At 28.3% G+C, this 26,238-nt stretch carries 27 protein-coding genes and 4 tRNA genes; 4 read left to right on the forward strand and 27 right to left on the reverse strand.

The window, feature by feature from the left end:
* Positions 1 to 47: 47 nt before the first annotated feature.
* A complete protein-coding gene (locus IC218_RS17605) occupies positions 48 to 791 on the forward strand; it encodes a PHP domain-containing protein (protein WP_227825077.1) in 744 nt (247 codons plus the stop codon).
* Positions 792 to 1,618: 827 nt separating this feature from the next.
* Here the strand turns inward: IC218_RS17605 and IC218_RS17610 are convergent.
* The 5 genes from IC218_RS17610 to IC218_RS17630 all read right to left on the reverse strand — a co-directional run bounded on the left by IC218_RS17610 (position 1,619) and on the right by IC218_RS17630 (position 7,116).
* On the reverse strand, positions 1,619 to 1,900 hold the full coding sequence (locus tag IC218_RS17610; protein ID WP_227825078.1) for a hypothetical protein: 282 nt from the start codon (positions 1,898 to 1,900) through the stop codon (positions 1,619 to 1,621).
* Between the two features lie 207 nt (positions 1,901 to 2,107).
* On the reverse strand, positions 2,108 to 2,587 hold the full coding sequence (gene rlmH, locus IC218_RS17615; RefSeq protein WP_227825079.1) for a 23S rRNA (pseudouridine(1915)-N(3))-methyltransferase RlmH: 480 nt from the start codon (positions 2,585 to 2,587) through the stop codon (positions 2,108 to 2,110).
* Positions 2,588 to 2,655: 68 nt separating this feature from the next.
* Entirely contained in the window at positions 2,656 to 4,758 is a 2,103-nt protein-coding gene (locus IC218_RS17620) for an EAL domain-containing protein (protein ID WP_227825080.1), read from the reverse strand.
* 12 nt (positions 4,759 to 4,770) lie between these two features.
* Entirely contained in the window at positions 4,771 to 5,568 is a 798-nt protein-coding gene (locus IC218_RS17625) for an MBL fold metallo-hydrolase (RefSeq protein ID WP_227436522.1), read from the reverse strand.
* Positions 5,569 to 5,652: 84 nt separating this feature from the next.
* Positions 5,653 to 7,116 carry a M1 family metallopeptidase gene (locus tag IC218_RS17630; RefSeq protein WP_227436524.1) on the reverse strand — a complete coding sequence of 488 codons (1,464 nt, stop codon included), beginning with the start codon at positions 7,114 to 7,116 and terminating at the stop codon, positions 5,653 to 5,655.
* A 124-nt stretch (positions 7,117 to 7,240) separates the two neighbouring features.
* On the opposite strand from IC218_RS17630, the gene IC218_RS17635 reads away from it, so the two are divergent.
* Together IC218_RS17635 and IC218_RS17640 are read left to right on the forward strand one after the other, a co-directional pair.
* Positions 7,241 to 8,299: a DnaD domain protein gene (locus IC218_RS17635; protein WP_227436525.1), complete on the forward strand. Its 1,059-nt coding sequence runs from the start codon at positions 7,241 to 7,243 to the stop codon at positions 8,297 to 8,299.
* Positions 8,300 to 8,307: 8 nt separating this feature from the next.
* The gene (locus IC218_RS17640; RefSeq protein WP_227436528.1) at positions 8,308 to 9,300 is read left to right on the forward strand and encodes an ATP-binding protein; all 993 of its coding nucleotides are present in this window, start codon (positions 8,308 to 8,310) and stop codon (positions 9,298 to 9,300) included.
* 365 nt (positions 9,301 to 9,665) lie between these two features.
* Here the strand turns inward: IC218_RS17640 and IC218_RS17645 are convergent.
* From IC218_RS17645 to rstA, 19 genes are all read right to left on the reverse strand, one after another.
* Positions 9,666 to 9,740, reverse strand: a tRNA-Thr gene (locus tag IC218_RS17645).
* 26 nt (positions 9,741 to 9,766) lie between these two features.
* A tRNA-Val gene (locus tag IC218_RS17650) sits at positions 9,767 to 9,842 on the reverse strand.
* Positions 9,843 to 9,846: 4 nt separating this feature from the next.
* Positions 9,847 to 9,921: transfer RNA gene (locus IC218_RS17655), tRNA-Glu, on the reverse strand.
* A 6-nt stretch (positions 9,922 to 9,927) separates the two neighbouring features.
* Positions 9,928 to 10,003, reverse strand: a tRNA-Lys gene (locus IC218_RS17660).
* Positions 10,004 to 10,310: 307 nt separating this feature from the next.
* The gene (locus IC218_RS17665; RefSeq protein WP_227436530.1) at positions 10,311 to 11,600 is read right to left on the reverse strand and encodes an adenylosuccinate synthase; all 1,290 of its coding nucleotides are present in this window, start codon (positions 11,598 to 11,600) and stop codon (positions 10,311 to 10,313) included.
* An 81-nt stretch (positions 11,601 to 11,681) separates the two neighbouring features.
* The gene (locus tag IC218_RS17670; protein ID WP_227825081.1) at positions 11,682 to 11,990 is read right to left on the reverse strand and encodes a hypothetical protein; all 309 of its coding nucleotides are present in this window, start codon (positions 11,988 to 11,990) and stop codon (positions 11,682 to 11,684) included.
* 204 nt (positions 11,991 to 12,194) lie between these two features.
* Positions 12,195 to 13,523, reverse strand: coding sequence for a replicative DNA helicase (gene dnaB, locus IC218_RS17675; RefSeq protein WP_227483326.1), 1,329 nt, complete (start codon positions 13,521 to 13,523; stop codon positions 12,195 to 12,197).
* An 18-nt stretch (positions 13,524 to 13,541) separates the two neighbouring features.
* On the reverse strand, positions 13,542 to 13,991 hold the full coding sequence (gene rplI / locus IC218_RS17680; protein WP_054275501.1) for a 50S ribosomal protein L9: 450 nt from the start codon (positions 13,989 to 13,991) through the stop codon (positions 13,542 to 13,544).
* Positions 13,992 to 15,986, reverse strand: a complete 1,995-nt coding sequence (locus IC218_RS17685) for a DHH family phosphoesterase (RefSeq protein WP_227436537.1) — start codon at positions 15,984 to 15,986, stop codon at positions 13,992 to 13,994.
* Positions 15,987 to 15,996: 10 nt separating this feature from the next.
* A complete protein-coding gene (locus IC218_RS17690; protein ID WP_227436539.1) occupies positions 15,997 to 16,953 on the reverse strand; it encodes a YybS family protein in 957 nt (318 codons plus the stop codon).
* 7 nt (positions 16,954 to 16,960) lie between these two features.
* Entirely contained in the window at positions 16,961 to 17,281 is a 321-nt protein-coding gene (locus IC218_RS17695) for a MazG-like family protein (protein ID WP_227436541.1), read from the reverse strand.
* Positions 17,282 to 17,422: 141 nt separating this feature from the next.
* On the reverse strand, positions 17,423 to 17,650 hold the full coding sequence (rpsR, locus tag IC218_RS17700; RefSeq protein WP_021386573.1) for a 30S ribosomal protein S18: 228 nt from the start codon (positions 17,648 to 17,650) through the stop codon (positions 17,423 to 17,425).
* 18 nt (positions 17,651 to 17,668) lie between these two features.
* Positions 17,669 to 18,103, reverse strand: coding sequence for a single-stranded DNA-binding protein (locus IC218_RS17705; RefSeq protein ID WP_227436543.1), 435 nt, complete (start codon positions 18,101 to 18,103; stop codon positions 17,669 to 17,671).
* 36 nt (positions 18,104 to 18,139) lie between these two features.
* Positions 18,140 to 18,418, reverse strand: coding sequence for a 30S ribosomal protein S6 (rpsF, locus tag IC218_RS17710; protein ID WP_227436544.1), 279 nt, complete (start codon positions 18,416 to 18,418; stop codon positions 18,140 to 18,142).
* A 219-nt stretch (positions 18,419 to 18,637) separates the two neighbouring features.
* Positions 18,638 to 19,834 (reverse strand): PLP-dependent aminotransferase family protein, encoded by a 1,197-nt coding sequence (locus IC218_RS17715; RefSeq protein ID WP_227436546.1) that lies wholly within the window; start codon positions 19,832 to 19,834, stop codon positions 18,638 to 18,640.
* 103 nt (positions 19,835 to 19,937) lie between these two features.
* Positions 19,938 to 20,123: a DUF951 domain-containing protein gene (locus IC218_RS17720; protein WP_054275506.1), complete on the reverse strand. Its 186-nt coding sequence runs from the start codon at positions 20,121 to 20,123 to the stop codon at positions 19,938 to 19,940.
* A gap of 14 nt (positions 20,124 to 20,137) precedes the next feature.
* Positions 20,138 to 20,401, reverse strand: coding sequence for a DUF3343 domain-containing protein (locus IC218_RS17725; protein WP_227436548.1), 264 nt, complete (start codon positions 20,399 to 20,401; stop codon positions 20,138 to 20,140).
* A gap of 78 nt (positions 20,402 to 20,479) precedes the next feature.
* Positions 20,480 to 21,067: a sulfurtransferase-like selenium metabolism protein YedF gene (yedF, locus tag IC218_RS17730; RefSeq protein ID WP_227825082.1), complete on the reverse strand. Its 588-nt coding sequence runs from the start codon at positions 21,065 to 21,067 to the stop codon at positions 20,480 to 20,482.
* Positions 21,068 to 21,171: 104 nt separating this feature from the next.
* Entirely contained in the window at positions 21,172 to 22,464 is a 1,293-nt protein-coding gene (gene rstA / locus IC218_RS17735; protein ID WP_227436552.1) for a toxin production/motility transcriptional repressor RstA, read from the reverse strand.
* 258 nt (positions 22,465 to 22,722) lie between these two features.
* On the opposite strand from rstA, the gene IC218_RS17740 reads away from it, so the two are divergent.
* Positions 22,723 to 23,304 carry a GerMN domain-containing protein gene (locus IC218_RS17740; protein WP_227436554.1) on the forward strand — a complete coding sequence of 194 codons (582 nt, stop codon included), beginning with the start codon at positions 22,723 to 22,725 and terminating at the stop codon, positions 23,302 to 23,304.
* Between the two features lie 78 nt (positions 23,305 to 23,382).
* Here IC218_RS17740 and IC218_RS17745 read toward each other — a convergent pair whose 3' ends face one another.
* From IC218_RS17745 to IC218_RS17755, 3 genes are read right to left on the reverse strand one after another with little or no spacing between them, the layout of a single operon-like run.
* A complete protein-coding gene (locus IC218_RS17745; RefSeq protein WP_227825083.1) occupies positions 23,383 to 24,525 on the reverse strand; it encodes an aminotransferase class V-fold PLP-dependent enzyme in 1,143 nt (380 codons plus the stop codon).
* 32 nt (positions 24,526 to 24,557) lie between these two features.
* Positions 24,558 to 25,424 carry a ParB/RepB/Spo0J family partition protein gene (locus IC218_RS17750; RefSeq protein WP_227436557.1) on the reverse strand — a complete coding sequence of 289 codons (867 nt, stop codon included), beginning with the start codon at positions 25,422 to 25,424 and terminating at the stop codon, positions 24,558 to 24,560.
* A gap of 1 nt (position 25,425) precedes the next feature.
* Positions 25,426 to 26,199, reverse strand: a complete 774-nt coding sequence (locus IC218_RS17755; RefSeq protein WP_227436560.1) for a ParA family protein — start codon at positions 26,197 to 26,199, stop codon at positions 25,426 to 25,428.
* Positions 26,200 to 26,238 lie beyond the last annotated feature (39 nt).

The following is a 26,238-nucleotide window of genomic DNA, read 5'->3' on the forward strand; positions in this document are numbered from 1 at the left end:
ATAATATAAATTACGTTACCCTCATCTTTTATAGAGGAGGAATTTATATGAATTTTTTATCAGATTTACACACCCACTCTATAGTCAGTGGTCATGGCTATAGCACTTTGTTAGAAAATATTAATTATTGTAAAGAAAATGGAATTAAGATACTAGGTACATCTGAACATGGTCCTAAGATGCCTGGTTCTCCCCACAAATGGTACTTTCACAACATTCAAAATATCCCAAGAATCATAAATAACATTATAATCTTAAGAGGATGTGAAGCAAATATACTAGACACTGAAGGAAACATAGATTTAGAACCCTTTGTCATTTCTCGATTAGATTATCTTATTTTGTCATTTCATGAAGCCGTTTTTTCACCAAATACATTAGAGAATAATACTAAAGCCTTAATAAATGCAATAAATAAGCATGATAATATTGAAATATTAGGCCACCTTGGAAACCCAAACTACCCAATCGACTATGAATTAATCATTAAATTAGCCATGGAAAAGAATATCTTAATAGAGATAAATAATTGTTCTATCAAAGGAGTGTCAAGAAATGGTAGCTCGGATAATTGTAAGTATATTGCTACACTTTGCAAAAAACATGGTACTAAAATCATACTAACTTCAGATGCTCACATTTGTTTTGATATAGGTAACTATGAGTATTCTGAGAATATCTTAAAAGAAATTAATTTTCCAAATGAATTAATAATGAATTATCCTAAAAAACTTATTAATCATTTTCACCAAAAAGGTAAATTACTAGATGTTGATTATACAAATATTTAAGTAATAATACATGCTTGCTTTAACTCTTATAAAAATTAGAGTATTATCCTATTTAAAATGCCAATCTCATATTAACTACAAATAGACTATAATTTACGTATTTGTATACTTTTTATATACTTACTTTTCAAATTTACACAATTTATTCCAAGTAAATACAAACAGGATGGGTTACCTTGTTATTTAGGCAGCCCATCCTTCATTAAGTATATTATCACATCATCATTTATTTGTATCTCTATGCTATCTATTTCTCTTTTCTTATTCATTATTACCTTTGAAACACTGCTCCATTATAAATCCAACAGAGCATATATTTTGCTACAATTTTATAAAATAATATTAAATTAGAGTTAATTGTTCATTATTACTTGTTTCGTCAATATCTTGTTCTCTAAATAAATCATGTCCAGGTAAAATAGCTAAGTCATCTTCACACAATTCCTTAGCTTTTTTACTATTAATTTATTCTAGCTGTTATAAATCCAGCATAATCATCTTTTAAGTCGTACTCATAGCTTTCTTAATCTATGAAGTTACTACTTAACACATCTTTTAAGTTATCACCTAAATTATTTTTAATTATTTTGAAATAATCACTAGGTACTTTATTTAATATAGTTCTACTGTTATTCAGATTAATTATACATATATTTCCATTACAGTTAATTTAATTTTTATTAAACCCTTTATTTTTCAAATAATCTTTTGGGAAAATGTGATGATATTCATTTTTATTGACTATAGACAGTACTGACTGTGTATTTATTAGAGCTCCGTCCAGTAAGCTTCTAAGGTTGTTCCTAGAAAGAATAAGAGCATATGTTTTACTTAATGCATTTCTTAATGCAAATGAAATATGTTAACTGTAATGAATAAGGCAAATATCCATGACTAGTTAAAGGTAGTTCTGTTGTTATAAAGTCTACAGCATGTAAATATGCTTTCTTGCATTTCTCCGCAATATTTTTTAATTCCTCTGATGATAAATTTCTTAATTTATTCATTTCTTCTTTAGTTACACCTAAACCGACACAAGATGCTAAGTTTCTTAAAATTTCAACTTCAGCCACTTTTTCAAAGTTTTTCGCTTCTAAATCAGACCTCACCTAATTTATTATTTTATACTTCATTGTTTAATCCCTCTTTATCTACTTATTTATCTATATTTTAATCAATTTCGATACTTTACTAAATCTAATCTGATAATTTATATCAAAATACTATATATTATTTGTACTTTAACTTATTATATGCCTGTAAAATAAAAGTAGCCTTAACCAACTTATTTCAGTGGTTAAGACTAACGTGCTCCCTTACTTATGATATGGTTCTCCATTATTTATCCTATAAGCCCTATAAATCTGCTCTAACAATATCAACCTCATCATCTGATGAGGAAAAGTCATCCTAGAAAAAGATAATCTATAATCAGCCCTATCCAAAACATCATCAGAAAGCCCTAAAGAACCTCCAATTATAAAACAAAGACTACTGTTACCTCTAACTGCTAAATCACTCATAGTCTTAGCCAGTTCTTCAGAAGACAAATTCTTTCCATCAATAGCAAGAGCTATAACATAGCTGTTATGCTTTATCTTACCTAAAATCTTCTTTCCCTCTTTATCTTTTATAATTTCCATTTCCTTAGCACTTAAATTTTCGGGAGCTTTTTCATCATCTAACTCTATAATTTCCAACTTGCAATACTTAGAAAGCCTCTTTCTAAATTCATCAATACCTAACTTTAAATATTTTTCTTTAATTTTACCTACTACAACTATACTTATATTCATATACTTCTCCTAAACTTAATCTTATTACAAATTTATATACCAATATGACTTACAAACTATTAGTAAGACTATTTAGCAAGTTCTCGATTTGCATAATCTATAAACTCCTCAAAAGGTATAGCTTTACTATAATAATATCCTTGATATATTTCACATCCTAAGTCATACAACTTATCTCTCTGATTTAAATTTTCAACATACTCCACGATTATATCAAAATCTAGGTTTTTTGAAAGATTTACAATAGACATTATGATTTCACTACTTCTTTTGTTTGTAAGTATCTCTTTAACAAGTGAACCATCTAACTTAACTATATCAAAATTATTATTTTGGAGGTATACAAGGGAACTGTGTCCCATTCCAAAATCATCCATAATAAGCTTTATACCCAAATCATGTATTGCATTTATTCGATCTATAATTATCTGAGAACCTGACAATGCAACCTGCTCTGTGATTTCTATACCAAGCATATTAGGGTTGATATTATTATTCTCAATTATATTTTTTATTTGCTCTGGTAAATTAGGAGCATTAAGTTGGTCTGGAGATATATTTACAGAAAATTTAATAGGATTTATTAATAAGCTTTCACTTTTCTTTAAATCAACACATGCTTTATTAATAATATACTCTCCAAGTTCATCTAAAAAACCTTCTTCTTTAGCTAAAAGTATAACAAGTGGCGGATAAATAAATCCACCTATTGAATGCCTCCACCTAAGTAACCCCTCTGCTCCTACAATATTCCCATCATAATTAACTTGTGGTTGATAAAAAATCTCTATATCTTCTTTTTTCATAGCAAACTTTAAATCTGATGCTAGCATTTTTGATATTGAACCTATTTTTCCACTATGATTTAAAATATTTGGTTGTTCTCCTGTTAATTCGCATTTTTTTACTAAATTTGTTAAATTTTCTATATTATTTTTAAACATGTAAATATATCTATTTTGTGACATCTTTATAAATGGAATATAAATCATAACTCCTACACACAAATTAAACAATTGCAACAAACTTCCTCTTATTGAATCTGTAGCCATATATCCACTTAAAAATATAGGTGATGTCCATTCTACTGCAGAAACTGTACAAGGTACAATACCTGTAGACATAGCTACATAACTTGTAATTGTTAGAATCATAGGTGTAATTATAAATGGTATAAACATGATGTAGTTAAAAACAATTGGAATCCCAAAAACTAGCATCTCATTTATATTAAAAAGAGCTGGTATTGAAGCAATTTTAGCCAGCTTTCTTACATTTATACGTTTCTCACTAAGAAAAATGGCAATTACTAAACACAACAAAGCTCCACATCCACCAAATAAAACCATTGTATCAAAAAAAGTCTTAGTAAAAATTTCTGTTGGTAATTGATTATTATTAACTAAATTTATGTTAATTGCCATCCCATTTTCAAATAAATTTTTTGCAACTGTGTCAAGTACATTACTTCCATGAATACCAAAGAACCACATAAAATGCATTAGAAATATAAATAGCAAAGCACTCATAAGGTTTCTTCCCATACTATTAAATATATTTGAAAATAAATTATAAAATATATCTTGAAAATTTGAACTTCCAATTAGATTTATTACTATTACACGCAAAATAGAAAATAAAAATACTACAGTTATAAATGGAATTATAGCTGAAACCACCATATTAAAATCAGCATCAGCCCCCTCTGTATGAAACTTTACACTTGTTATAAAAGACTCTGTGAGCTTTACAAATAACATAGAAGACGTTATGGAAACAATAATAGCTGTAAACAACCACTTTGTTTTAAATATCTCCACATAAGAATCTATTTCACTACCATGTGAAAATACTAAAAAAGAGCACATTGCAACTATAGGAACAAGTACTGTATACTTGCTCCCATAGATTTTTCCATAGCTATAACTTATTGTCAACAATATTATTAATGAGATAATTCCTAAGGTAGAATCATTTATAAATGTAAGCATATTTAAAATCTCACCATTAAATAAACTTGCTATATATTCTTGATAAATTTTTATTGGAAGATTCAAAATAACAAGTGCAATTGAACCAGTCATAATAGCAGGTATTGCTAAAATCATCCCTTGCTTTATAGAATATAAGATTTTATTATCCTCAACATTTTCGAAATTTCTTTTTAGCAAAGTTATTCACCTCTACTTCATCTTATAAACATTAGAAACATCATTGCGTGATAATACATCTAGTTTTACATCTTGCCCAACTACTATATCGTTTGATGCTAATACTCCCTTTGAAGTTTCATATGCCAATTCTGGAAAATTATTTTCTTTACTTAAATGTGCTAATAATATAGATTCTGTACCTTTATCAATAAGTTCAACACAGAAATTTGCTGCATCTTCATTAGATAAATGTCCTGTATCTGACATTACTCTTTTCTTTAAAGCATATGTATATGAACCCATCATAAGCATATTAGGGTCATAATTTGATTCTAATACCACTAATTTAGATTTATATAGATGTTTTTTTATATTTTCAGTAATACACCCTATATCAGTAGCTATAGACATTTTTTCATCGTTTTCTGTATAGAAATTATATCCAACTGGGTCAGCTGCATCATGTTCTATTGAAAAAGGTCTTACTATAACATCTCCTAATGAATAAGTTTTATCATTTTCAAAGACCTTCATATTTTTGTCCTTAATATCACCAAGCTTGTCTTTCATAGAACACCATGTCTTTATATTAGCAAACACTGGTATGTCAAACTTTCTTGACAATATACCTGCCCCTTTTATATGGTCAATATGCTCATGAGTTATAAATATCCCTTTTAATTTATCTGAATCTACTCCAATGTCTTTAAGACCTGTAGTTATTCTCTTTCCACTTAATCCTGCATCTACCAGTATATTAGTATTTTTATATCCTATATAGTGGCAATTTCCACTACTACCACTTCCCACTGAACAATACTTTAGCATTATTTCACCTCTTTTTCTGCCTTATAAATTATATTATACCAAAAAAACAGAGTATTAAATAAAATTTAATACTCTGTACGAAATTTACTTGTATTCACTTATAATCTTATTTATATCTACCCCTTTACTGTTCCATAACTCTACAAAAGCTCTTCCATTGGCATTTTTATGTTTGTATTTATTGTAATATTCATTTAGTGTTTCAAAGAATACCTTATCTCCAACTTCTTTTCTTACTTCATTAAAAGCTGTTGCTCCTTTTGTATAAACATTTAAACTGTATTCAGTAGAATTTTTATACTCATTTGATGGTTTAAATATGTTTTCACTCAAATAACTCTTTGTTTGTATTTGCATAGTTTTTATAAGTTTATTTGCCATTTCTTTTCCATATTTTTGTTCAAAATAAACTATTGTAGAATATTCAGTAAGTGCTTCGTCTAACCAAGGTTCACTTATTTCATCATTTCCAACAGCAGAATACCACCATTGATGTGCTGTTTCATGTGCTATAACATACTCAAGTAAAAACTCATTTTTTTCATTATATAAGCTTTGGTCTATCATAACAAGCATTGGATATTCCATTCCACCTATAAAGAAATCACTTGCTACAACAGAATATTCTTTATATGGGTATTTGCCAAACAACTCACTAAATATATTTATTGAATCTTTTGCAATCTCTGTTGCTCTGCTAGAAAGTTTCTTATTTAAATTGTATGTACTAATAGCTACACCTTTTGAATCAACTTTATTTACATCAAATTTACTACTTAATATAAATGCAAAATCCCTAACGTTTTCAGCTTCTATCTCATACAACATTTTCTTGTTATCATGTTTGTCATTAACAAGTTTACCTGTATGAGCAATCTTATACTTATTTGGAATCAATAGTTTCACATGAAAATCACTAGTTTCACTATAAAATGGGTCCCCAATAGTTTCATAACTCTTTAGATTCCATCCTCTTTCATCATTAACACAAGCTATAGGAAACCAATTAGTAATATTTATAGTGTTTTCTCCATATCCAAATCTTCCCACTGAGTTTGGTATTTTTACGTTATATTTTATATCCAGAGATATCTTTTCATTTGGCTTTAACTCTTTCCCCAATTCTATTTCTAGTATATCATTTTTATCTCCTTTGATTTTATATTCCATTTTACTGCTATTATTTAGTATGTTTTTTATATCTATATATCCTTCATTGAATCCATTAGGATAGGCTCTTGTCATCTCACCTTTTTCAAAAGGAGCAAATTCTTTTTTAGAAAAAGCATTCGGATATATATGGAAATATATTTTATCCATGTTTGATTTTGTCTTATTTATGTACTCAACACTCTGATTGCACATTAACCTCTTAGTTTCATCATCAAATATAACATCCATATTATATTGATTTATCTTTGAATTAGATTTTTCTTTGTACGTTTCTAAACTGTCATCCTTTTCTATGAAGCAACCTATTATTAGTACCATAAATAAAATTGCTACTGATAATGTTCTTCTTACTTTTTGGTTGAATTTTATAACCAAAATATCTCCTCCTTTTTAAAATGAATACTTTTAGAAAATATTTACATGCTAATCTTATGACCTTTTATTTGTTTACAACCAAATGTAATACAAAAAATGATATAATTTAATCTGAGGTGATAAAATGTTTTTCAAAGAAAGCAATGAAATAGATTTAGGTGAAATCACTATTCCCAATATCTTTATAGATATATTTATGCCAATGGCGGACGGGTTATACGTAAAAGTTTATCTTTTAGGCTATAGACAGGCATGTGATATTACTTCTAATCCTAAGTTTGACAATAGCTCAATAGCCAAGAACCTAAATATACCTTTGTCTGATGTACTATCTGCTTGGAAATTCTGGGAAGAAAAAAAGATTATAAAAATACATGATAATGGAGAATATGATAATTTTAATTATTCAATAGAATTTTTAGATTTAAAAAATTTCTATATCGAAAATATATTAGGTAATAATTCATCTGTAAAATCTAATACAGATAAAGTTGTATCTACTTCTGAAAATCCAAGTATTAGAAAGATGTTCAATTCTATAAATAAAATAGTTGGTCGATATCTTGACCCAAGTGAAAAAATAAGTATTATGGATATAATGAATAAATACAACATGGGCCCTGATATGATACTTTGTGCTTATGAATATGTTAAAGATAAAACTGGTACATCTAAACCAGTTAAATACATCGAAGGCATTATTAGAAACTGGTATGATTCAAATTTATATACCCCAAAAGATGTTGAAGACAGCTTCTTGATTAGAAGTGAACGATATATTTTATATAAAACTATTTTCAATGAATTGGGATTTTCAAGACAAGCAACGAAATCAGAAAAAGAACTCATGGATGCTTGGTTTGATAAATTTGACATGGATATGGACTTAATAGTAAATGCATGTTCTAAATCTAAGAATATACCAAACCCAAGTATATCTTATATAAATGGAATAATTAAAAATTGGCACGAAAAAAATATAAAAAATTTAAATGATTTAAAGCAAAAAGAGGAAGAACGTATAGTTAAGGAGAATATTAATAAGAAGCAGATTAATACTACTCAAAACAACAATACTTACAAGAAAACTAAGTTTCATAATTTCAACGAAACATTTACTCAATATACATCTGATGAACTCGATGAAATTATTAAAAAAAGTCAAAAAGAAAAGTTTAAGTAGGTGATTAAATGAATGAAGATAAAATAAGAAAAATACTGGCTAAATATGCCAATAAAAGAGATAAAAATGAGCTACTATTGGAACATAGAAAAAATGAGGTCTATAATAGAATTCCTGAGATAAAATCTATAGATGATGATATTTCTAAAATAGGTCTTAACTTAGCTAAAACAGTTCTTTTAAATCCTAAATCTAAAGATGAAATTGTGAATGAGTCTAAGAAAACTATAGAATCTTTAAAATTGAGAAAAGAAGAACTTTTAGTTAAAAACAACATATCTCTTGATTACTTAGAAATAAAGTTTCAATGTGACTCTTGTAAAGACAAAGGATTTTTACCTAATGGTGAAAAATGTTCTTGTCTAAAACAAGAAATTGTAAATGAGGCTTATAAAATGTCTAATTTAGATAGAATTTTAAGTCAGGAAAATTTTTCGAATTTTAACTTGAATATATTTTCTCCTAAGAAGAGTCCTGATGGAGAAATATCTCCAAGAGAAAATATGTTAAATAATCTAAGTATCTGCGAAAATTTTGTTCATGACTTTAAGGTAGATAATAGTGAAAACTTATTGTTTTATGGTTCTACTGGACTAGGTAAAACATATATGTGTAACTGTATTGCAAAAGAATTGTTAGACAAAGGTAATGTTGTAATTTATCAAACATCTTTTAGAATTTTAGATATTCTTGAAGACTATAAATTTAGAAGAGACCCAAACAATCAAATAAGTGAAGAAAATTATAAAAACTTGTTTGATTGTGATTTATTAATAATAGATGACCTTGGTACTGAACTTAATAATTCTTTTACTAGTGGAGAAATTTTCAATATTGTAAACACAAGACTTGTTGCTGGTAAAAAGATTATTATATCAACCAACTTAACACCATCTCAAATAGGAAATACTTATACTCAAAGAATTCTATCTAGGATTTTAGATAAGTTTAGAATTTTAGAATTTACTGGAGATGATTTGAGATGGGAGAGATTTAAATAAAGTAGCCCTTAAAAAACATTTTTTTATTTTTAAATAGAGAGGTAAGAACATACTTGCTTCTCTGTTTAAAACTTATACTATATAATCACATTATCCATTCAGTTTTTCTAATTATATTCCTAATATACCTTTTAATATACTAATCATTTATCTAGTTTGTAATTTTATATATATTAATATCATTCTTAATATATTGCATTATTTAAATTTATTATAGTACATTTATAGACTCTGTTTCTAAATATATGATATTGTATAATATTTAAAAATTTAATTATAATTAATTTTTGACGCAATTAAAAAAAAGATACCTAAAAGTATCCTGTAACATAGAAAATTATATTAATTTACATGTATGTATTTTGTGGAGCTGGTGATAGGAATCGAACCTACAACCTGCTGATTACAAGTCAGCTGCTCTACCGTTGAGCCACACCAGCATATATAGTATTTTTCATCTAAAAACTGGTGGGACTAACAGGGCTCGAACCTGTGACCCCCTGCTTGTAAGGCAGGTGCTCTCCCAGCTGAGCTATAGTCCCATATTGGTGACTCGTAGGGGAATTGAACCCCTGTTACCGCCGTGAAAGGGCGGTGTCTTAACCTCTTGACCAACGAGCCATGATTTGGTGATCTATCCGCGACTCGAACGCGGGACACCCTGATTAAAAGTCAGGTGCTCTACCGACTGAGCTAATAGACCACATTTTTTCGACTTTTTTCGTCGTTTCTTTCACTCACAAGTTATATTATAACTGCTGTATAACTTTTAGTCAACAGTTTTTTTTATTTTTTTTAGTACATAATTAAAATAATCCTGAATCATTGATTTTCAACAAAATCATCTAAATAAGACATCTAATTCAAGGGGACAAATTCGACCTTAATTTTATTAAAATATACATAAATAATTTTAACTCAATATAAAAGAGCATCTCTAATAATTGTAAGTATTATCTTGAGATACTCTTTTTTTAATCATTTATAATTTAAATCACTTACTTAAGATACTAAGCAAATATGTTTTTTCTTATTATAGTTTGAGCTCTATTAGGCCCAACAGAAACCATATCTACACTTACTCCAATCAACTCTTCTATTTTAGCAATATATTTCTTTGCATTTTCTGGAAGGTCATCAAAATTGTCTACTTGAGTTATATCTTCATTCCATCCATCTAATTCTTCATATATAGGTTCACATTTTGCTAAATCATCTAAAGAAGCTGGGAAATCTGTTATTATTTTATCGTCCATTTTATAAGATGTACAAACTTTAATTTTGTCAAATCCAGTTAACACATCTAATAACATAAATGAAATACTAGTTAATCCATTAACTCTAGCTGCATATTTTACTATAACAGCATCAAACCACCCGCATCTTCTTGGTCTACCAGTAGTTACTCCAAATTCATGCCCTTGTTCTCTTATCTTATCACCAGTTTCATTTATTTGTTCTGTAACAAATGGACCTTCTCCAACTCTTGTAGTATAAGCTTTTACTATACCAACAACATCCTTTATCATATTTGGTCCTATACCTGCACCAATAGCAAATCCCCCAGATATTGGATGAGAAGATGTAACAAATGGATAAGTTCCTAAGTCTAAGTCTAATAAAGTACCTTGTGCTCCTTCAAATAACACTTTTTTACCTGCTTTTACCGCGTCATATACAATAACTGATGTATCTGCTACATATTTTTTTATTTGTTCTGCATACCCAATATATTCATTATATATAGCTTCAAAATCAAATAATTCTTCTTTTCCATATATGTTTCTAACTAATTTGTTTTTAGCTTCTATCTGAGCCTTTAATTTTATGGCAAATTTATCTTTATCCATTAAATCACATATTCTGATTCCAGATCTCTCTGTCTTATCCATATAGCAAGGTCCAATACCTTTTTTTGTCGTACCTATCTTTAAATCGCCTCTAGCTTCCTCTGATAATGCATCTAGCTCTTTATGGTATGGGAATATAACATGAGCTCTATCGCTAATTTTTATGTTTTCTGTATTTATATTATCTGCTTTAAACATTTCTAATTCTTCTAAGAATCCTTTAGGGTCAAATACTATTCCATTTCCGATTATGTTCACTGTCTTTGGATTTAAAACTCCAGATGGAATTAAGTGTAATGCATATTTTTTACCTTCAACAACTAATGTATGACCTGCATTATTTCCACCTTGTCCTCTTACTACTACATCTGCTTGAGTAGCAAGATAATCGATAACTTTACCTTTACCTTCATCTCCCCATTGAGAACCAACAATTGCAACTGTTTTCATGTAATTCACCTCTATATTTTATATACTCTCGAACGCTTTACTTATTTATTCTATCAAATATTCGTATTTTTTTCAACTTTTTTAACGTTCTCCAATATTTAACAGATACTCTTCTATTTTTGAAAAGTCATCTATTTTTTTAATTTCTGTGCTATTTTTTATAACTTTTTCTATAAACTTGTCCATGTCTAAAAGTTTTTCTAATTTACATACATTAATTATATTTCCAAAGTTTGTATTAGTCATGTTTATATGATATTGATTGTCCACAATACTAGCATAAACAACAATTGATTCTTTTAAATTATTATCAACTATCCTAAATAAGTTTATTTCATCAAGTACTTTAATTATATTGGGATATATACATTTTAAGCTTATTTTTTCCATATTATTCCTCCTGATAATTAATACTTATACACAGATAAAGCAAGCTAAAAGCTTGCTTTATCTACTTATTCACACTTATCAACAGGTTATCTGTGGATAGTGTGGATAATTTTTTAGCTAAATTTCAAGGTTTAGACATATTTAGTGACATGTATCCACATTTTTCCTGTAGAAAGAAAGGATGTTCTGTGGATATTAGTTAAATTATAGGTCTCTCAACTTATCCCCAAATCTTTGAACCTCACCAAGCCAAACTAGTTCCACAGAACCAGTTTCACCATGTCTATTTTTTGCTATTATTATTTCTCCTATATTTTTACTCTCAGAATCAGCATGATAGTATTCATCTCTATACAAAAACATAACTATATCTGCATCCTGCTCAATTGCTCCAGATTCTCTTAAATCAGATAACATAGGTCTATGGTCTGCTCTTTGCTCTGGGGCACGTGATAACTGAGATAATGCTACTACAGGACAATTTAATTCTTTTGCTAATACTTTTAATGACCTTGATATTTTAGATATTTCTTGTTGTCTACTTTCATTATTACCTTCACCTTCCATAAGTTGAAGATAATCTATAAGCACTAAATCTAGACCTTTTTCTATCTTTAACTTTCTGCACTTTGACCTTAATTCTGATATTTTTATTCCAGGAGTATCATCTATGTGTATTTTTGCATCTGACAGTACTGCCATTGCATCTATAATCCTAGGCCAATCATTATCATTAAGTGTTCCAGTCTTTATCTTTTTCAATTCTACACTAGATTGCGAAGATAGCATACGTTGTACTAACTGTTCTTTTGACATCTCTAAACTAAACACAGCTACAGAAGCATCTCCTTTTAAAGCTGCATTTTGTACTAAATTTAAAGAAAAGGCCGTTTTACCCATTGCAGGTCTTGCCGCAACTAATATTAAATCTGTTCTTTGAAGACCATTTATTTTTTTATTTAAATCTTTAAAACCAGTAGTTATACCAGTTACATCGCTTTTATTTGTATATAATTTTTCTATCATATCATAGGCATCCATCAAAACTAAGTTTATAGATTTAAAATCGTCACTAGTTTTTTCCTGTGATATATCAAATATTCTCTTTTCAGCTTGTTCCAAAACATCTTCAATTTTCGTTGCTCCACTATATCCTAGATTTATTATTTCATTAGATGCTTTTATAAGCTTTCTAAGTACAGACTTTTCTTTTACTATATCAGCATAGTATTTTACATTTGAAGTTGTTGGCACTATTGTAGAAAGACTTGTAATATAACTGATTCCTCCAATATCATTAAGATGCCCTTGTTTTCTTAGCTCTTCTGTCAATGTTATTAAGTCTATAGGCTCACCTTTATTGCTTAAAGTTATCATACATTCATATATTATTTTGTGAGCCTCTTTATAGAAGTCATCAGGCCTTATAGTTTCTGTAACTGTTATTATAGCATCTTTGTCTAGTAGTATAGAACCTAATATTGACTGCTCTGATTCTACACTGTGAGGAGGAATTCTCGTCATGTCTTCCATCTTTATCACCTCTAGTTATTACTGTTTTTCTTTTACATCTACTCTTATTTTAGTAGTTACTTTTTGATGTATTTTTATTTCTACAAATGTTGAACCTAAAGTTCTTATTGGTTCATCTAATAAAATCTTTCTTTTGTCTACATCTATATCTTTTTGTTTCTTCAATTGCTCAGCTATCTCTTTGGCTGTTATTGAACCAAATAATCTTCCACCTTCACCTGATTTTGAATATATTTCTATATTAATTTCTTCCATTTGTTTTCCTAGTAAAACAGCTTCTTCATATTCTTTTTGAGCTTTTATTTCTTTAGATTTATTCTTTTCATTTAATTCCTTGATTGCTACACTATCTGCTTGCACAGCCATTTTCTTAGGAAATAAGAAATTTCTTGCATATCCATCACTTACTTCTTTCATTTCCCCTTTTTTACCAGTTCCTTTTACATCTTTTAATAATATAACTTTCATCTATTCTTCCTCCTCTAAATACTCCTCTATTATTTTATTTACTATCTTGTAAGCTTCTTTTAGAGAAACATTTTTTAACTGTGCACCAGCTATATCTATATGTCCCCCGCCTCCTAATTTTTCCATAAGTACATGTACATTTATTTGCCCCAAAGACCTTGCACTTATAAATATAGTATCATCTTTTTCTCCTAATACAAAGGAGGCTTCTACTTCTTTTATATTTAATAGCTCATCAGCAGTTTGAGCTATTATGACGTTTATACTATCTATTTCTGTACTTGAATATGCTAGACATATTCTATTATTAATTATCTTTGTACTTTGAATTATTTCAGCCTTTATTATAAAATCTTTTACATCAGAATTGAAAAACTTCTTGACTTCTATTGTATCTGCTCCAACTTTTCTAAGGTAAGAAGCAGCTTCAAATGTCCTCACACCTGTTTTAAATGCAAAGTTTTTAGTATCTAAGCTTATTCCTGCTAAAAGACCTTCAGCTGTAAGTTTATTGATTGTTACCTCTTCATCCATATACTGAACTAATTCTGTAACCATTTCACATGTTGAAGATACATATATTTCATGGAATAAAAGCACTGCATCATTTATAAACTCTACACCTCTTCTATGATGGTCTATTACTACTACCTTCTCTGATAACTTTAAGAGTTCTTCACATTCAGTATAATTAGGTCTATGAGTATCAACTACAACAACTAGTGTATTTTTAGTACAGTTATCAATAGCCTCCTCTTTTCCAATAAACAACTTCTTATAATAATTACTTTCATTTATTTTGTTTATAAATATCTCTATAGATTCATTTACAGATTGTAAAACTATATTTGCTGTCTTATTGCAAGATTTACATATATCATAAACCCCAACTGCGGCTCCCATAGCGTCCATGTCAGGATATTTATGACCCATTATATAAACATGATCGCTTTCTTGTATAACCTCTCTCAGAGCATGACCTATAAGTCTAGATTTTACTTTTGTTTTCTTTTCTACAGCCTTAGACTTTCCACCATAAAATACAAACTTATCTTTTGTCTTTACAACAGCTTGGTCTCCTCCTCTACCAAGTGCTAAATCAAGAGCACCTGTAGCAAGTTTTAGGTTCTCATTTAATGTATCTCCATCTATACCAATTCCTATACTTATTGTAACAGGAAGATTATTTCCATAATCAATATGTCTTATTGTATCTAAAATAGAAAACTTCTCAGCTTCCAATTTTTTTAACTCTTTTTTATGCATTACCAAGAAGAATTTATCTTTTGAAGTCCTTCTCAAAGCACCATTTGAATTTAATTCTAAAGCAGAAAGTATTTTTTCTACTTCAACATTAATTAAAGCTCTCTTATCTTCTGCTGCACTTTTTAATACTTCATCATATCCATCTACTTGTATTAACATCATTGCATCTTTTTCATCATCATAATCTTGTTTTACTTGTAAATATTCTGTCTTATCTATCCAGTATAATATCATTAAATATTTAGGATTTTTTTCTTGATCATTTTTTATAACATTATAAACTATTGTATATTCTCTATCCTTATAGTTTATTTCAGTGTACATCTCTTTATTTTCATTTAATACTTTTCTTAAATTAAGATTTTTAACTATATCTTCTATATTTTTATCAAGTAAATCTTTTTGACCAATCATATCATAAAACTTTCCATTATACCATGATATATTTCCATCAAATTCTAGAATACATAGTGGTATTGGAAGATTTATTATAGCTTTCTTAGTTGTTTCATCTATATCTAAAGATAAATTTTGAATATACTCTGTCCATTCATGACGTCTAATATTAGTTGTTCTCCAATTGTGAAAAACCATATATGCAAAAATACAGAAAAATAAACACCCTACATACAAGTTGTAATAAAGCAAAATTATACTAGAAATACCAATAATAATTATATATAAATTTATTTCTGGCATATTTAATTTAAAGGTTTGTTTATTACTCATTTCTATCCTCCTAAGTGGATTTATAACTTCTCACCTTTCTAAAGTCAATTATACTATCTACCATACCAACAAAAGATATTCCCATAAATCCAAATAAACATAAAATTATCCCTGAAAGAAACATAATTTTATTTGGCCCTTGTCTTATCCATTTCTTTAAATAATAAATACAAACTGCTATTCCTTGAATTACAAACATTAAGTTAAAAACTAGCTGTAAATTAGTCATTATTAATTCTGTATATAATTTTGAGCCAATAATTTCAATAAATAAGACTAATAAATAAAGTAAAAAAGTTGTGACTATAGCATTTCCTGGTAAATAAAAGTCAGCAAATTTAGGAAATCTTATATTCAAATTTGTAATCCTTTTGATAAAGAATACGCTTAAATAATATGTTACAAATGCTGATAATAAACCTTGTAAGAATAACATCATTGGTAGCATATTTGTAAAATAACTTACAATTTCATCTGGCTTCATTTTATCAAATACTTTAAGCTCAGTTGCAGAAAAACTATTTTTTTGAATATTTACAATTTCTGTTATCATTTTAGAAACTTCATCTAATAAATTTACATTTAAAAATGTCTTCAATACAAAGAAATACACAACCATTGCAAGCACAAATATTATTGTTCCTCCATATATTGGTTCAAATTTATTACTATCTTCTTGCTCAAAACTTCTCTTTAGCATCTTTCCTATTGCTATGCCTGGCAAAGAATACATTATACATATATTTAATGCATACGAAATGTCTGCAAATAAAACTAGCACACAAAATGTAATCAAAATAGATAAAAAAGAATACTTTTTATCAGTGATGGCACCTATAATTACATATGGGACAGCTGCTAATATGCTAAACATTCCTAGCATTGGAATATAGGCTATTACTAAAGCAATTATTATAGCTAAAACTATTATAGACATGGCTTTAGATAGTCTAATTTTATTATTCAATTTAATATCACTCCCTATTATCCATATGTTTTTTTAAGTTAGATAAATCTCCATACCATCTTTCAACACTATGGTCTTCCTCTATACCAATTTTTATTTTTTCCTTGACTTTATAATCTACGTCTCTAAAACTAATTCCTAATCTCTTTGCTAAGAGATATGTTATCATTATTATATTTGCTAGAGTATCTTGAATTGCCTCATCTAAAGGTTTTACCCCTTTAAATAATAAGTTAAACAAATCACTTACACTCATTAATATTTCTGTTTTCATCCACTCTATTATCTTTATGTTTCTTGTTATCTCAGAACCTTTATCTATTTTCACGTTTGCAACCCTCCTTAATATATAATATTATATCATAAATAATAATATATTTAAGTATATAAACAAAAAAACGAGCGTTATAGCTCGTCTCATTTACTTATATAAATATCTATAATAAAAAATGAGCACAAGGCTCATTTTTTAATCTAATGTATATGGTAAAAGTGCTATATTTCTTGATCTTTTTATAGCAACTGTTAATTCTCTTTGATGCTTAGCACAAGTTCCAGATATTCTTCTTGGTAATATCTTTCCTCTTTCAGTTATATACTTTTGTAATCTCTGAGTACTTTTGTAATCTATTTTAGCGTTTTTGTCAGCACAAAATTGACAAACTCTTTTTTTCTTACGTCTTTTTTTATTCATCATGACTTTTTTCCCTCCTTTTTAAAATGGTATATCGTCATCATCTATAGCTTGGAAACCTTGTGGGTCTAACCCTTGAGGTTCAAAGCTTGGCTCAAAAGCTGGAGCACTCTCTTTATATGAATTTTCCGATTTATTCTTGCTATCTAAAGCTTGTACCGATCTAGTACTTACTTTTGTAAAAGTTCTTTTTTCGCCTGATTGTGTCTGATAATTGTCTACTCTTATCGATCCTTGAAGTGCAACTAATCTACCTTTAGTTATGTAGTTGGCACAAAATTCAGCGGATTTACCCATTACTTCAACAGGTATAAAATCAGTTTCTTTAGATCCATCTTTTTTTACATAGTCTCTATCAATGGCTATTGTAAATGATGCCACTGGTGTTCCTGTACCTGGGATGTATCTTAATTCAGGGTCTTTAGTTAACCTTCCCACTAATACAACTTGATTCATAAAAACACCACCTATTTTTTATAATAAAACTAGTTGTTAAGCAACAACTATCATGTGTCTTATTACGTTTTCATTTATCTTTAAGTTTCTGTCTATTTCTTTAGGAACGTCTACTGCTGATTTGAAGTTAACTAACACATAGAAACCTTCTGTAAACTTAGCTATTGGATAAGCTAATTTTTTAGTTCCCCAAGTATCAACTTTAACTATTTCTCCTTCAGTTGCAACAACTTCCTTAACTTTGTTTAGTACAGCTTCTCTTGTTTCTTCATCAGAGTTTGGCTTTACTACATAAACTAATTCATAATTTCTCACTATAATTCACCTCCCTTTGGACTTAACGGCTCTACACTCTTAGAGCAGAGAAATGAGACTAAAATCTCATACCTACACATTTTATCATTTTTTCTTATTTATGTCAATTTAAATTTTGGACAAATTTTAATATTTAATATAAGGTGAAATATATTTTTTAAATTAACAAGGGATGGCTATTGCCATCCCTTATAATATATCTTAAGTTATTATTTTTAATTAAGCTTCAACACCCATAGCTTCTTTTAAAACTGATGCTATGTTTTTGATACCTTCTATTATTTTTTCTTCTGGCATATTTGAATAGTTAAGTCTGAAAGTATTTTCTCTACCACCATTAGGGAAGAATCCTCCTCCAGCAACATAAGCAACATTCTTTTCTAAGCATTTTGGCATTAATTCTTTAGCATTTAAATTACTTGGAAGCTCTACCCATGTAAATAATCCACCTTCTGGATGAGTAAATACTAATCCTTCTGGGAATTCTTCTTCCATAGTCTTAAGCATAACATCTCTACGTTTGATATAAACAGCTTTTATTTTATCAACGTGTTCATCTAAGTCATACATATCCATAAATTTACTTACTTCCATTTGAGATATAGTTGATGCTTGTAAGTCTGCACCTTGTTTTGCAAAGTTAAATTTAGATAGTATTTCTGGAGAAGCACAAGTCCATCCTAATCTGTATCCTGGGCAGAATATTTTAGAGAAAGTTCCTAAGAATATTACTAATCCTTTTGTATCCATTGATTTTAAAGATGGTAAAGATTCTCCCTCAAATCTTAAATCTCCATATGGATTATCTTCTATTACTGGTATTTCATATTTATTTACTATTTCCATGAATTTTTTACGTCTTTCAAGTGGCCAAGTTCTTCCTGTTGGATTTTGGAAATCAGGTATTACATAAATCATTTTTATTCTATCAGTTGTTTCTAGTATTTTTTCTAGTTCTTCCATTATCATTCCATTAGAATCTGTTGGAACATCTATGAATTTAGGTTGGTAAGATTTAAATGCATTTATAGCTCCTATGTAAGATGGGCTTTCACATAAAATTACATCACCTTCATCAATAAATACTTTTCCTGCAAAATCTAGACCTTGTTGAGAACCACTTGTAACTAATATATCATCTTTATCTACATTAGTTTTGTTTTTGTCATTCATTCTAGCTGCTATTTTTTCTCTTAATGGTTCATATCCTTCTGTTGTAGTATATTGCATAGCTGATCTTCCATTTTCTTCAAGCACTGCAACTGATACTTTTTTCATTTCTTCAACTGGAAATAATTCTGGAGCAGGCATTCCACCCGCAAAAGATATTATTTGTGGTTGTTGAGTAAGTTTTAAAAGCTCACGTATTTCAGATCCTTGTAAACCTTCCATTCTTTTTGCATATTTAACTGCCATAATTAAAGCACCCCCCATGAAAATGTTTTCTTCAATTTCTATTATACCAAAAATTTGGATATTAATATACGGTATTTGACATTTTTTAAATGTTAAATTTATATCATTTTTTTATTAGCTTTTTTACTCTCTTTTCTAATGTCTCTCTATCAAGCATTATTAGCCTTGAACATTTCGTACATTTTATCTTTATATCCATTCCAGTTCTTACGATTTCAAACTCTTTACATCCACATGCATGTTGTTTTTTCAATTCAACAATATCCCCTATTTTTAAATCCATTGGCATAAATAATTAGCCTCCTAATCTAACTTCTTTGCTTCCCTTGAGCCATCCTCTAATTTACTTATACAGTAAATTCCCTTTATATCTACATTATTTTCAACTAAAATTGTCTTTATTTTTTTCATATCTTCAAAAGAAAATTTAATTGATATTCCACAGCTTGCTGTTATTTCTCTTGGTGTTGGAAGAGCCATTACTTTTAAACCATTTTCACCAAATAGCTTTTCTGACCTTATTGCATGATGTGTAGAATTAAATGATACTATATACATTTGATTCATTGCTTAATCCTTTCTGACTATCTACTTTTCTTTAGTTTAATATTTCCTATTAACTTTATATTGTTAAACAAACATACATTATATAGAAATAGTATTTGATGCATTTTTTAATGTTTCAACTATAGTGTACATATTTGTAACTGAACCAACTTGTAATTTTTCTTTTAAATTATAGTAATCTAAACAAGTTCCACAAGATAAAATTTCTACCCCTGCATCTTCAAGTATTTTAAGATTTTCTATAGTTGCTTCATTTTCAGCACTTAATTTTACTCCTCCATTAACTAAAAGTATATGTTTAGGATATGGCCTTGATTCTGTTAAAGTATATATAAAACCTTTTATTAATACTTGTCCTAATTCATCATTTCCCAATCCCATCTTATCTGAAGATATAAATACACATGTATCTTCTAGTTCGCTTTCTTCTTTTTGAACTACAACATTATTACCTTTTTTAATTTCTATAGAAATTAAGTTTTCTTTTTCATCAACAATCCTTGCTTCACAATTTAAAGATTTAGCAAGCTTTAATATATTTTCTTTTGCTGTTTCATTGTCAACTGTTGTAACTACAATGCCTTCTTCTATATTATCTAATTCTTTTTTTGTATTTATAACTGGTTTAGGACAAGCAAGCCCTCTAGCATCTATTTTTATACTCATTGTTTGATTCATCTCCTTAAAATTATTCATACAATTTATATTTTATCATAGATATTATCTTGCTTGTTATAGATTGTTTCTATACTATTATAGGTTTATTATACTTACATTATCTCTAAATTTTTATACATAAATACTCCCTTTTGGTAGTACTCTAATTCTTTCTCTTTTGATATGCTTGAATATAATTGACCTAAGTCTATGTACAAGTTTGCTAATATCTTATTATTACCTAAGTCTGATACTATTTTTATACATTTAATTAAATACTCAATAGCAAGAGTAATTTCATTTTGATTCTTATACATATTAGAATAGAATTTTAATGCCTTATACTCATTAAACTTATTTTTATTTTTTATTGATGATGCTAAAGCTATTTTACAATATTTTCTAGCTAAATCATAATCTTCTTTATCTATGTACGCTTCTATTATCTTGAATAAACCTGACATCATATATTCGTCTTCATCATTTTTCTTTATGTTGTACACTTTTTGAGAATATTCAAGAACTCTATCTGTCTCACCTATTTTTCTATAAACATCACAAATTGTTAAGTATACATTTGCTATTCCAGTTTTATTATCTTCATTTTCAAGTATTTTTAGTGCTTTTTTAAAATACTCTTTTGATTCCTCATATTTTCCAATCTCAAGCATGTTGTTTGCTTTTAACACCAAAATATCGACATCTTCTTTTCTATCATTTTTATTATCTATTTCATTTATTTTATCTATGTACTTTAATGACATATTTGGATTATCTAATTTTATATAACAATATGCCATCTTACTATATAATTCCTTATATACGTTAATATCCTCAAACTTATTCTCTGACAAAATTTCCTCTGCAAAATTAAAGTGACTTATCGCACCTTTATAAAAGTCTTCTTGCATATATATCTTTCCTATGTTTAAATAGCACTTTAGTATGTTTTCACTATCATTGTTTTTTATAAAGAAAAATAAAGCCTTTTCAAAGTTTTCTATAGCATTATTGTAATTAGATTTTTTTAAGTTAATGTTAGCCATAAGAAAATTGCATCTGCCATAGTTCTCCATTAAATCGTATCTCTTACATATATCTAAAACTTCTTTTATTTGGTCCTCAGCCTTGTTTAACTCATTCTCTTTTATATAAATTTCACTTTGCAGTATTAAATTATCTGTTATCTTTTTTGACTGCATTTCTTTTGTTTCTAATAAATATTCCACGCTTACATCTAACTTATCACCTAGATATTCCAACAGTTCATAACTAGTATGAGATTTATCTCTCTCTATATGGCTTATTTGTGCTGCTGTTATTCTATCTCCAGCTAACTCTTTTAATGTCATATTTTTTTCTTTTCTTAATTTCTTAATCTTTTCTCCTAAGCTCAAAATTTCCATACTATTCCCACCTTTTGAAGACATTTTTTTATAATATAATTATAACTTATATTTATTTTAAAAACACTACTTTTATTTTACAATATTTTCTCTATACATTAAATGATTTCCCATAAAAATGACTAATATTTAGTTTATTTTGTATTTAATTAACTTAAATAAATCATTTTTTAAATTTGTTACTATTTTGTATTCATATATTCAGTCATAACGATTATAATTATATATAAGAATAGTATCTTGAGAGGAGTAATTTTTATGAAAAACAAGAAAATAATGTTAGTGTTAAGTATATTATCTATATCTATATTGGCAGTTGGATGTAGCAATGCTCAAAATGAAGCAACTAAAAAAGAAACTAAAAATAATACAAATGTTGAGCAACCAAAGGAAGAAAACAATAAAGAAAATAATGATGAAAAAGAAGTTCCTAATAAAAAGTCTACATCAGCTCCAAAGGAAGAAAAAAAGACGGAGTCTGCTGTTATTTATTCTTTTGATGTAGACAAAACAGATTTAATTGAGAATAAGGTTGATTTAGAAAAAATTGATGAAAACACTTTATTTGCTGAGCTACAAAAGCTTAAAGTAATTCCAGAATCTGCAAAACTAAATTCATTTACTACAAAAGATATTGATGGTGTAAAAACTGGTATATTAGATGTTAACTCTGATTTTACAAAATCAAACTTAGGTAGTGATGCAGAAACTTTAATGCTTGATTCAGTTGCACGTACTTACATAAAAAACATGAATGTTGAACAAATAAAGCTTACTGTTGATGGCGCTAACTATGAAAGTGGTCATATAGTTCTTGAAGATGGAGATTATTTAAAGTAAGTTTTTAAATTATATTAAGCTACAAAAATAGTGTCAACTATCTATAAAGTTGACACTATTTTTATGTTGTAATTTATACTATTTATTTTTTGAAATTTTCTTCAAGGCATCTATTGCTTTATCTATCTCATCTTTCGTATTAAAATATCCTATACTGAATCTTACCGCACCTTGTTTTAACGTACCTAAAGTAGTATGAGCTAATGGAGAACAATGTATTCCTGATCTAGTTGCTATATTATATTCACTATCTAATAAGAAAGTAACCTCTCCAGAATCCATGTTTCCTATATTTATAGCTATTACTGAGGCTCTTTTTTTACTGTCTTTTGGTCCATATATCTTTATATCTGATACTTCTTCTAACTTATTTAGCATATATTGACATAATTCTTCTTCATGTTGTCTTATATTGTTGATTCCTCTTTCAAATATAAATAATACACCTTGGTTAAGCCCTGCTATACCTGGAGTATTATGAGTTCCTGACTCGTATTTATCTGGGAACAGTTCTGGTTGAACCATTTCTTCTGATTTACTACCTGTTCCACCCTCTTTTAATATATTCAAATTTAGGCCTTCTCTTACATATAAGATACCTGTTCCTTGAGGTCCAAATAAGCATTTATGACCTGGCATAGCCAACATATCTATATTACATTTCTTCACATCTATATCATAAACACCTGCTGTTTGTGATGCATCTACCAAGAATATTATATTATGTTTCTTAGCTATTTCTCCAACTTTTTTTATATCTATTAATGTTCCACATACATTAGATGCATGTGTAGTTACAATCAGCTTAGTGTTATCCTTTATTGATTTTTCTAACTCTTCATAATCTAAAAAACCTTCATCATCACATTTTACTACAGTATTTTCAACCCCTTTTTTCTCAAGAGCTTTTATAGGTCTTATTACTGAATTATGTTCCATAGATGTTGTTATTACATGATCTCCTTTTTGTAATACACCTTTTATTGCTAAATTCAAAGAGTCTGTTGCATTAGACGTAAATACTATATTCATAGGATTACTTACATTAAATAACTTAGCTATATTTTCTCTTGTATCATAAATTTCTCTAGCAGCTCGCATAGCAAGCTTATGCCCTGCTCTTCCTGGATTTGCACAATAGTTTTTCATACAATCTAAAACAGCATCATAAACTCTTTCTGGTTTTGGATATGTAGTTGCAGCATTGTCTAGATAAATCATATTCATCGTCCTCTCTATTTTATATTTGTGTGTTATTCAAGAAGCATTGATACAATACTGTTTAAATCATCATCATTATAGTATTCTATCTCTATTTTACCTTTTTTCTTACCTTTGGAAATATTTACTTTAGTTCCAAAAATATTTCTAAGTTTATCTTCTACATCTAAAATAAATACATCTTTAGGCTTAGACTTCTTTGGCATATCTTCTTCTTTATTTTCAGATATTTTTTTTGCAATGTTTTCAACTTCTCTTACAGAAAGTTCTTCCTCTTCTATCTTTTTTGCAATTTGTAGTTGTAATTTTTTATCTACAATTCTTAATAGAGCCTTTCCATGACCTGCTGTGATTTTACCACTATCTATCATGTCTATAACATCTTGTCCTAGATTTAAAAGTCTCAAAGTGTTAGTTATATGAGGTCTACTTTTACCGACAGCTTCTGATATTTCTTCTTGAGTTACATTATAATGCTCAATTAAACTTTTATATGCTAGTGCTTCTTCTATTGAATTTAAATCTTCTCTCTGTAAGTTTTCAATTAAAGCTATCTCCATTATGTCTTTCATCTCTATATCTTTAATTATAGCAGGTATTTGACTTTTATTTGCAAGTTTTGATGCTCTAAATCTTCTTTCACCAGCTATTATCATGTACTTATTGTTTTCATCTCTTTTAACTACTATTGGTTGTAGTACACCATAATTTTTTATAGACTCAGATAATACTTTTATTTTTTCTTCATCAAATTGCTTTCTTGGCTGAACTTCGTTTGGATATATTTTGTCTATATCTATATTAACTATTTCTTTATCTGAAGTTTCTCCTTTAATTTCTGGTATCAATGCACTAAGACCTCGACCCAATCTATTACTTCTTTTAGACTTATTCTCCATACTACCACTCCTCCTCTTCTAAATCTATAAATTCTTCTGCTAGTTCCAAATAAGCTACAGACCCCCTACATCTTTTATCATAATAAATTGCTGGTTTACCATGACTAGGAGCTTCTGCAAGTCTTACATTTCTTGGAATTAGAGTAGTGTATACACTACCTTTAAAGTACTTTTTAACTTCTTCAACAACTTGTATTGATAGATTGGCTCTTCCATCAAACATACTCAAAACAACACCTTGAATTTCTATATCTGTATTTAATCTTGATTTTACTAATTTTATAGTCTCCATTAATTGACTTACACCTTCTAAGGCATAATATTCACATTGTATAGGAATTAAAACACTATCTACAGCCGTTAGACAATTTATTGTAAGCATTCCAAGTGAAGGTGGGCAATCCAAAAATATATAGTCGTATTCATCTTTTACTACTTTTATGGAATTTTTTAAAATATACTCTCTATTATTTATAGATGCAAGCTCTATCTCTGCACCTGCTAGTTCCGTAGCTGATGGAACTACATCTACATTTTCAAACTCTGTTTTTATTATTGCTTCTTTAATATGCAAACCATCTAACATAATCTCATAGATTGTATTTTCTACTTCATTTTTATCAATACCATATCCACTAGTTGTATTTCCTTGAGGGTCCAAATCTAATACTAATATCTTTTTTCCTAAGGTTCCTAAACTGGCACTTAAATTTACATTTGTTGTAGTTTTTCCGACTCCGCCCTTTTGATTAAATATAGCTATAACTTTGCCCATGATGTTCCCCCCTTTAAGAATCAAATTAATTTTAAATAT

The organism is Clostridioides sp. ES-S-0005-03 (assembly GCF_020658455.1).
Lineage (GTDB): Bacteria > Bacillota > Clostridia > Peptostreptococcales > Peptostreptococcaceae > Clostridioides.

Bases quoted from the DNA above. Each gene is read 5' to 3' on its own strand.
- rlmH (WP_227825079.1), bottom strand. From the start codon at position 2,587: ATGAATATAAGTATAGTTGTAGTAGGTAAAATTAAAGAAAAATATTTA.
- IC218_RS17725 (WP_227436548.1), bottom strand. From the start codon at position 20,401: ATGAATCAAATGTATATAGTATCATTTAATTCTACACATCATGCAATA.
- rpsR (WP_021386573.1), bottom strand. From the start codon at position 17,650: ATGATGAATAAAAAAAGACGTAAGAAAAAAAGAGTTTGTCAATTTTGT.
- IC218_RS17640 (WP_227436528.1), top strand. From the start codon at position 8,308: ATGAATGAAGATAAAATAAGAAAAATACTGGCTAAATATGCCAATAAA.
- yedF (WP_227825082.1), bottom strand. From the start codon at position 21,067: ATGAGTATAAAAATAGATGCTAGAGGGCTTGCTTGTCCTAAACCAGTT.
- IC218_RS17715 (WP_227436546.1), bottom strand. From the start codon at position 19,834: ATGGCAGTTAAATATGCAAAAAGAATGGAAGGTTTACAAGGATCTGAA.
- IC218_RS17685 (WP_227436537.1), bottom strand. From the start codon at position 15,986: ATGAGTAATAAACAAACCTTTAAATTAAATATGCCAGAAATAAATTTA.
- IC218_RS17635 (WP_227436525.1), top strand. From the start codon at position 7,241: ATGTTTTTCAAAGAAAGCAATGAAATAGATTTAGGTGAAATCACTATT.
- rplI (WP_054275501.1), bottom strand. From the start codon at position 13,991: ATGAAAGTTATATTATTAAAAGATGTAAAAGGAACTGGTAAAAAAGGG.
- IC218_RS17720 (WP_054275506.1), bottom strand. From the start codon at position 20,123: ATGCCAATGGATTTAAAAATAGGGGATATTGTTGAATTGAAAAAACAA.
- IC218_RS17740 (WP_227436554.1), top strand. From the start codon at position 22,723: ATGAAAAACAAGAAAATAATGTTAGTGTTAAGTATATTATCTATATCT.
- IC218_RS17750 (WP_227436557.1), bottom strand. From the start codon at position 25,424: ATGGAGAATAAGTCTAAAAGAAGTAATAGATTGGGTCGAGGTCTTAGT.
- IC218_RS17625 (WP_227436522.1), bottom strand. From the start codon at position 5,568: ATGCTAAAGTATTGTTCAGTGGGAAGTGGTAGTAGTGGAAATTGCCAC.
- dnaB (WP_227483326.1), bottom strand. From the start codon at position 13,523: ATGGAAGACATGACGAGAATTCCTCCTCACAGTGTAGAATCAGAGCAG.
- IC218_RS17745 (WP_227825083.1), bottom strand. From the start codon at position 24,525: ATGATTTATCTAGACAATGCTGCAACTACATATCCAAAACCAGAAAGA.
- IC218_RS17705 (WP_227436543.1), bottom strand. From the start codon at position 18,103: ATGAATCAAGTTGTATTAGTGGGAAGGTTAACTAAAGACCCTGAATTA.
- IC218_RS17605 (WP_227825077.1), top strand. From the start codon at position 48: ATGAATTTTTTATCAGATTTACACACCCACTCTATAGTCAGTGGTCAT.
- rstA (WP_227436552.1), bottom strand. From the start codon at position 22,464: ATGGAAATTTTGAGCTTAGGAGAAAAGATTAAGAAATTAAGAAAAGAA.
- IC218_RS17670 (WP_227825081.1), bottom strand. From the start codon at position 11,990: ATGGAAAAAATAAGCTTAAAATGTATATATCCCAATATAATTAAAGTA.
- IC218_RS17665 (WP_227436530.1), bottom strand. From the start codon at position 11,600: ATGAAAACAGTTGCAATTGTTGGTTCTCAATGGGGAGATGAAGGTAAA.
- IC218_RS17755 (WP_227436560.1), bottom strand. From the start codon at position 26,199: ATGGGCAAAGTTATAGCTATATTTAATCAAAAGGGCGGAGTCGGAAAA.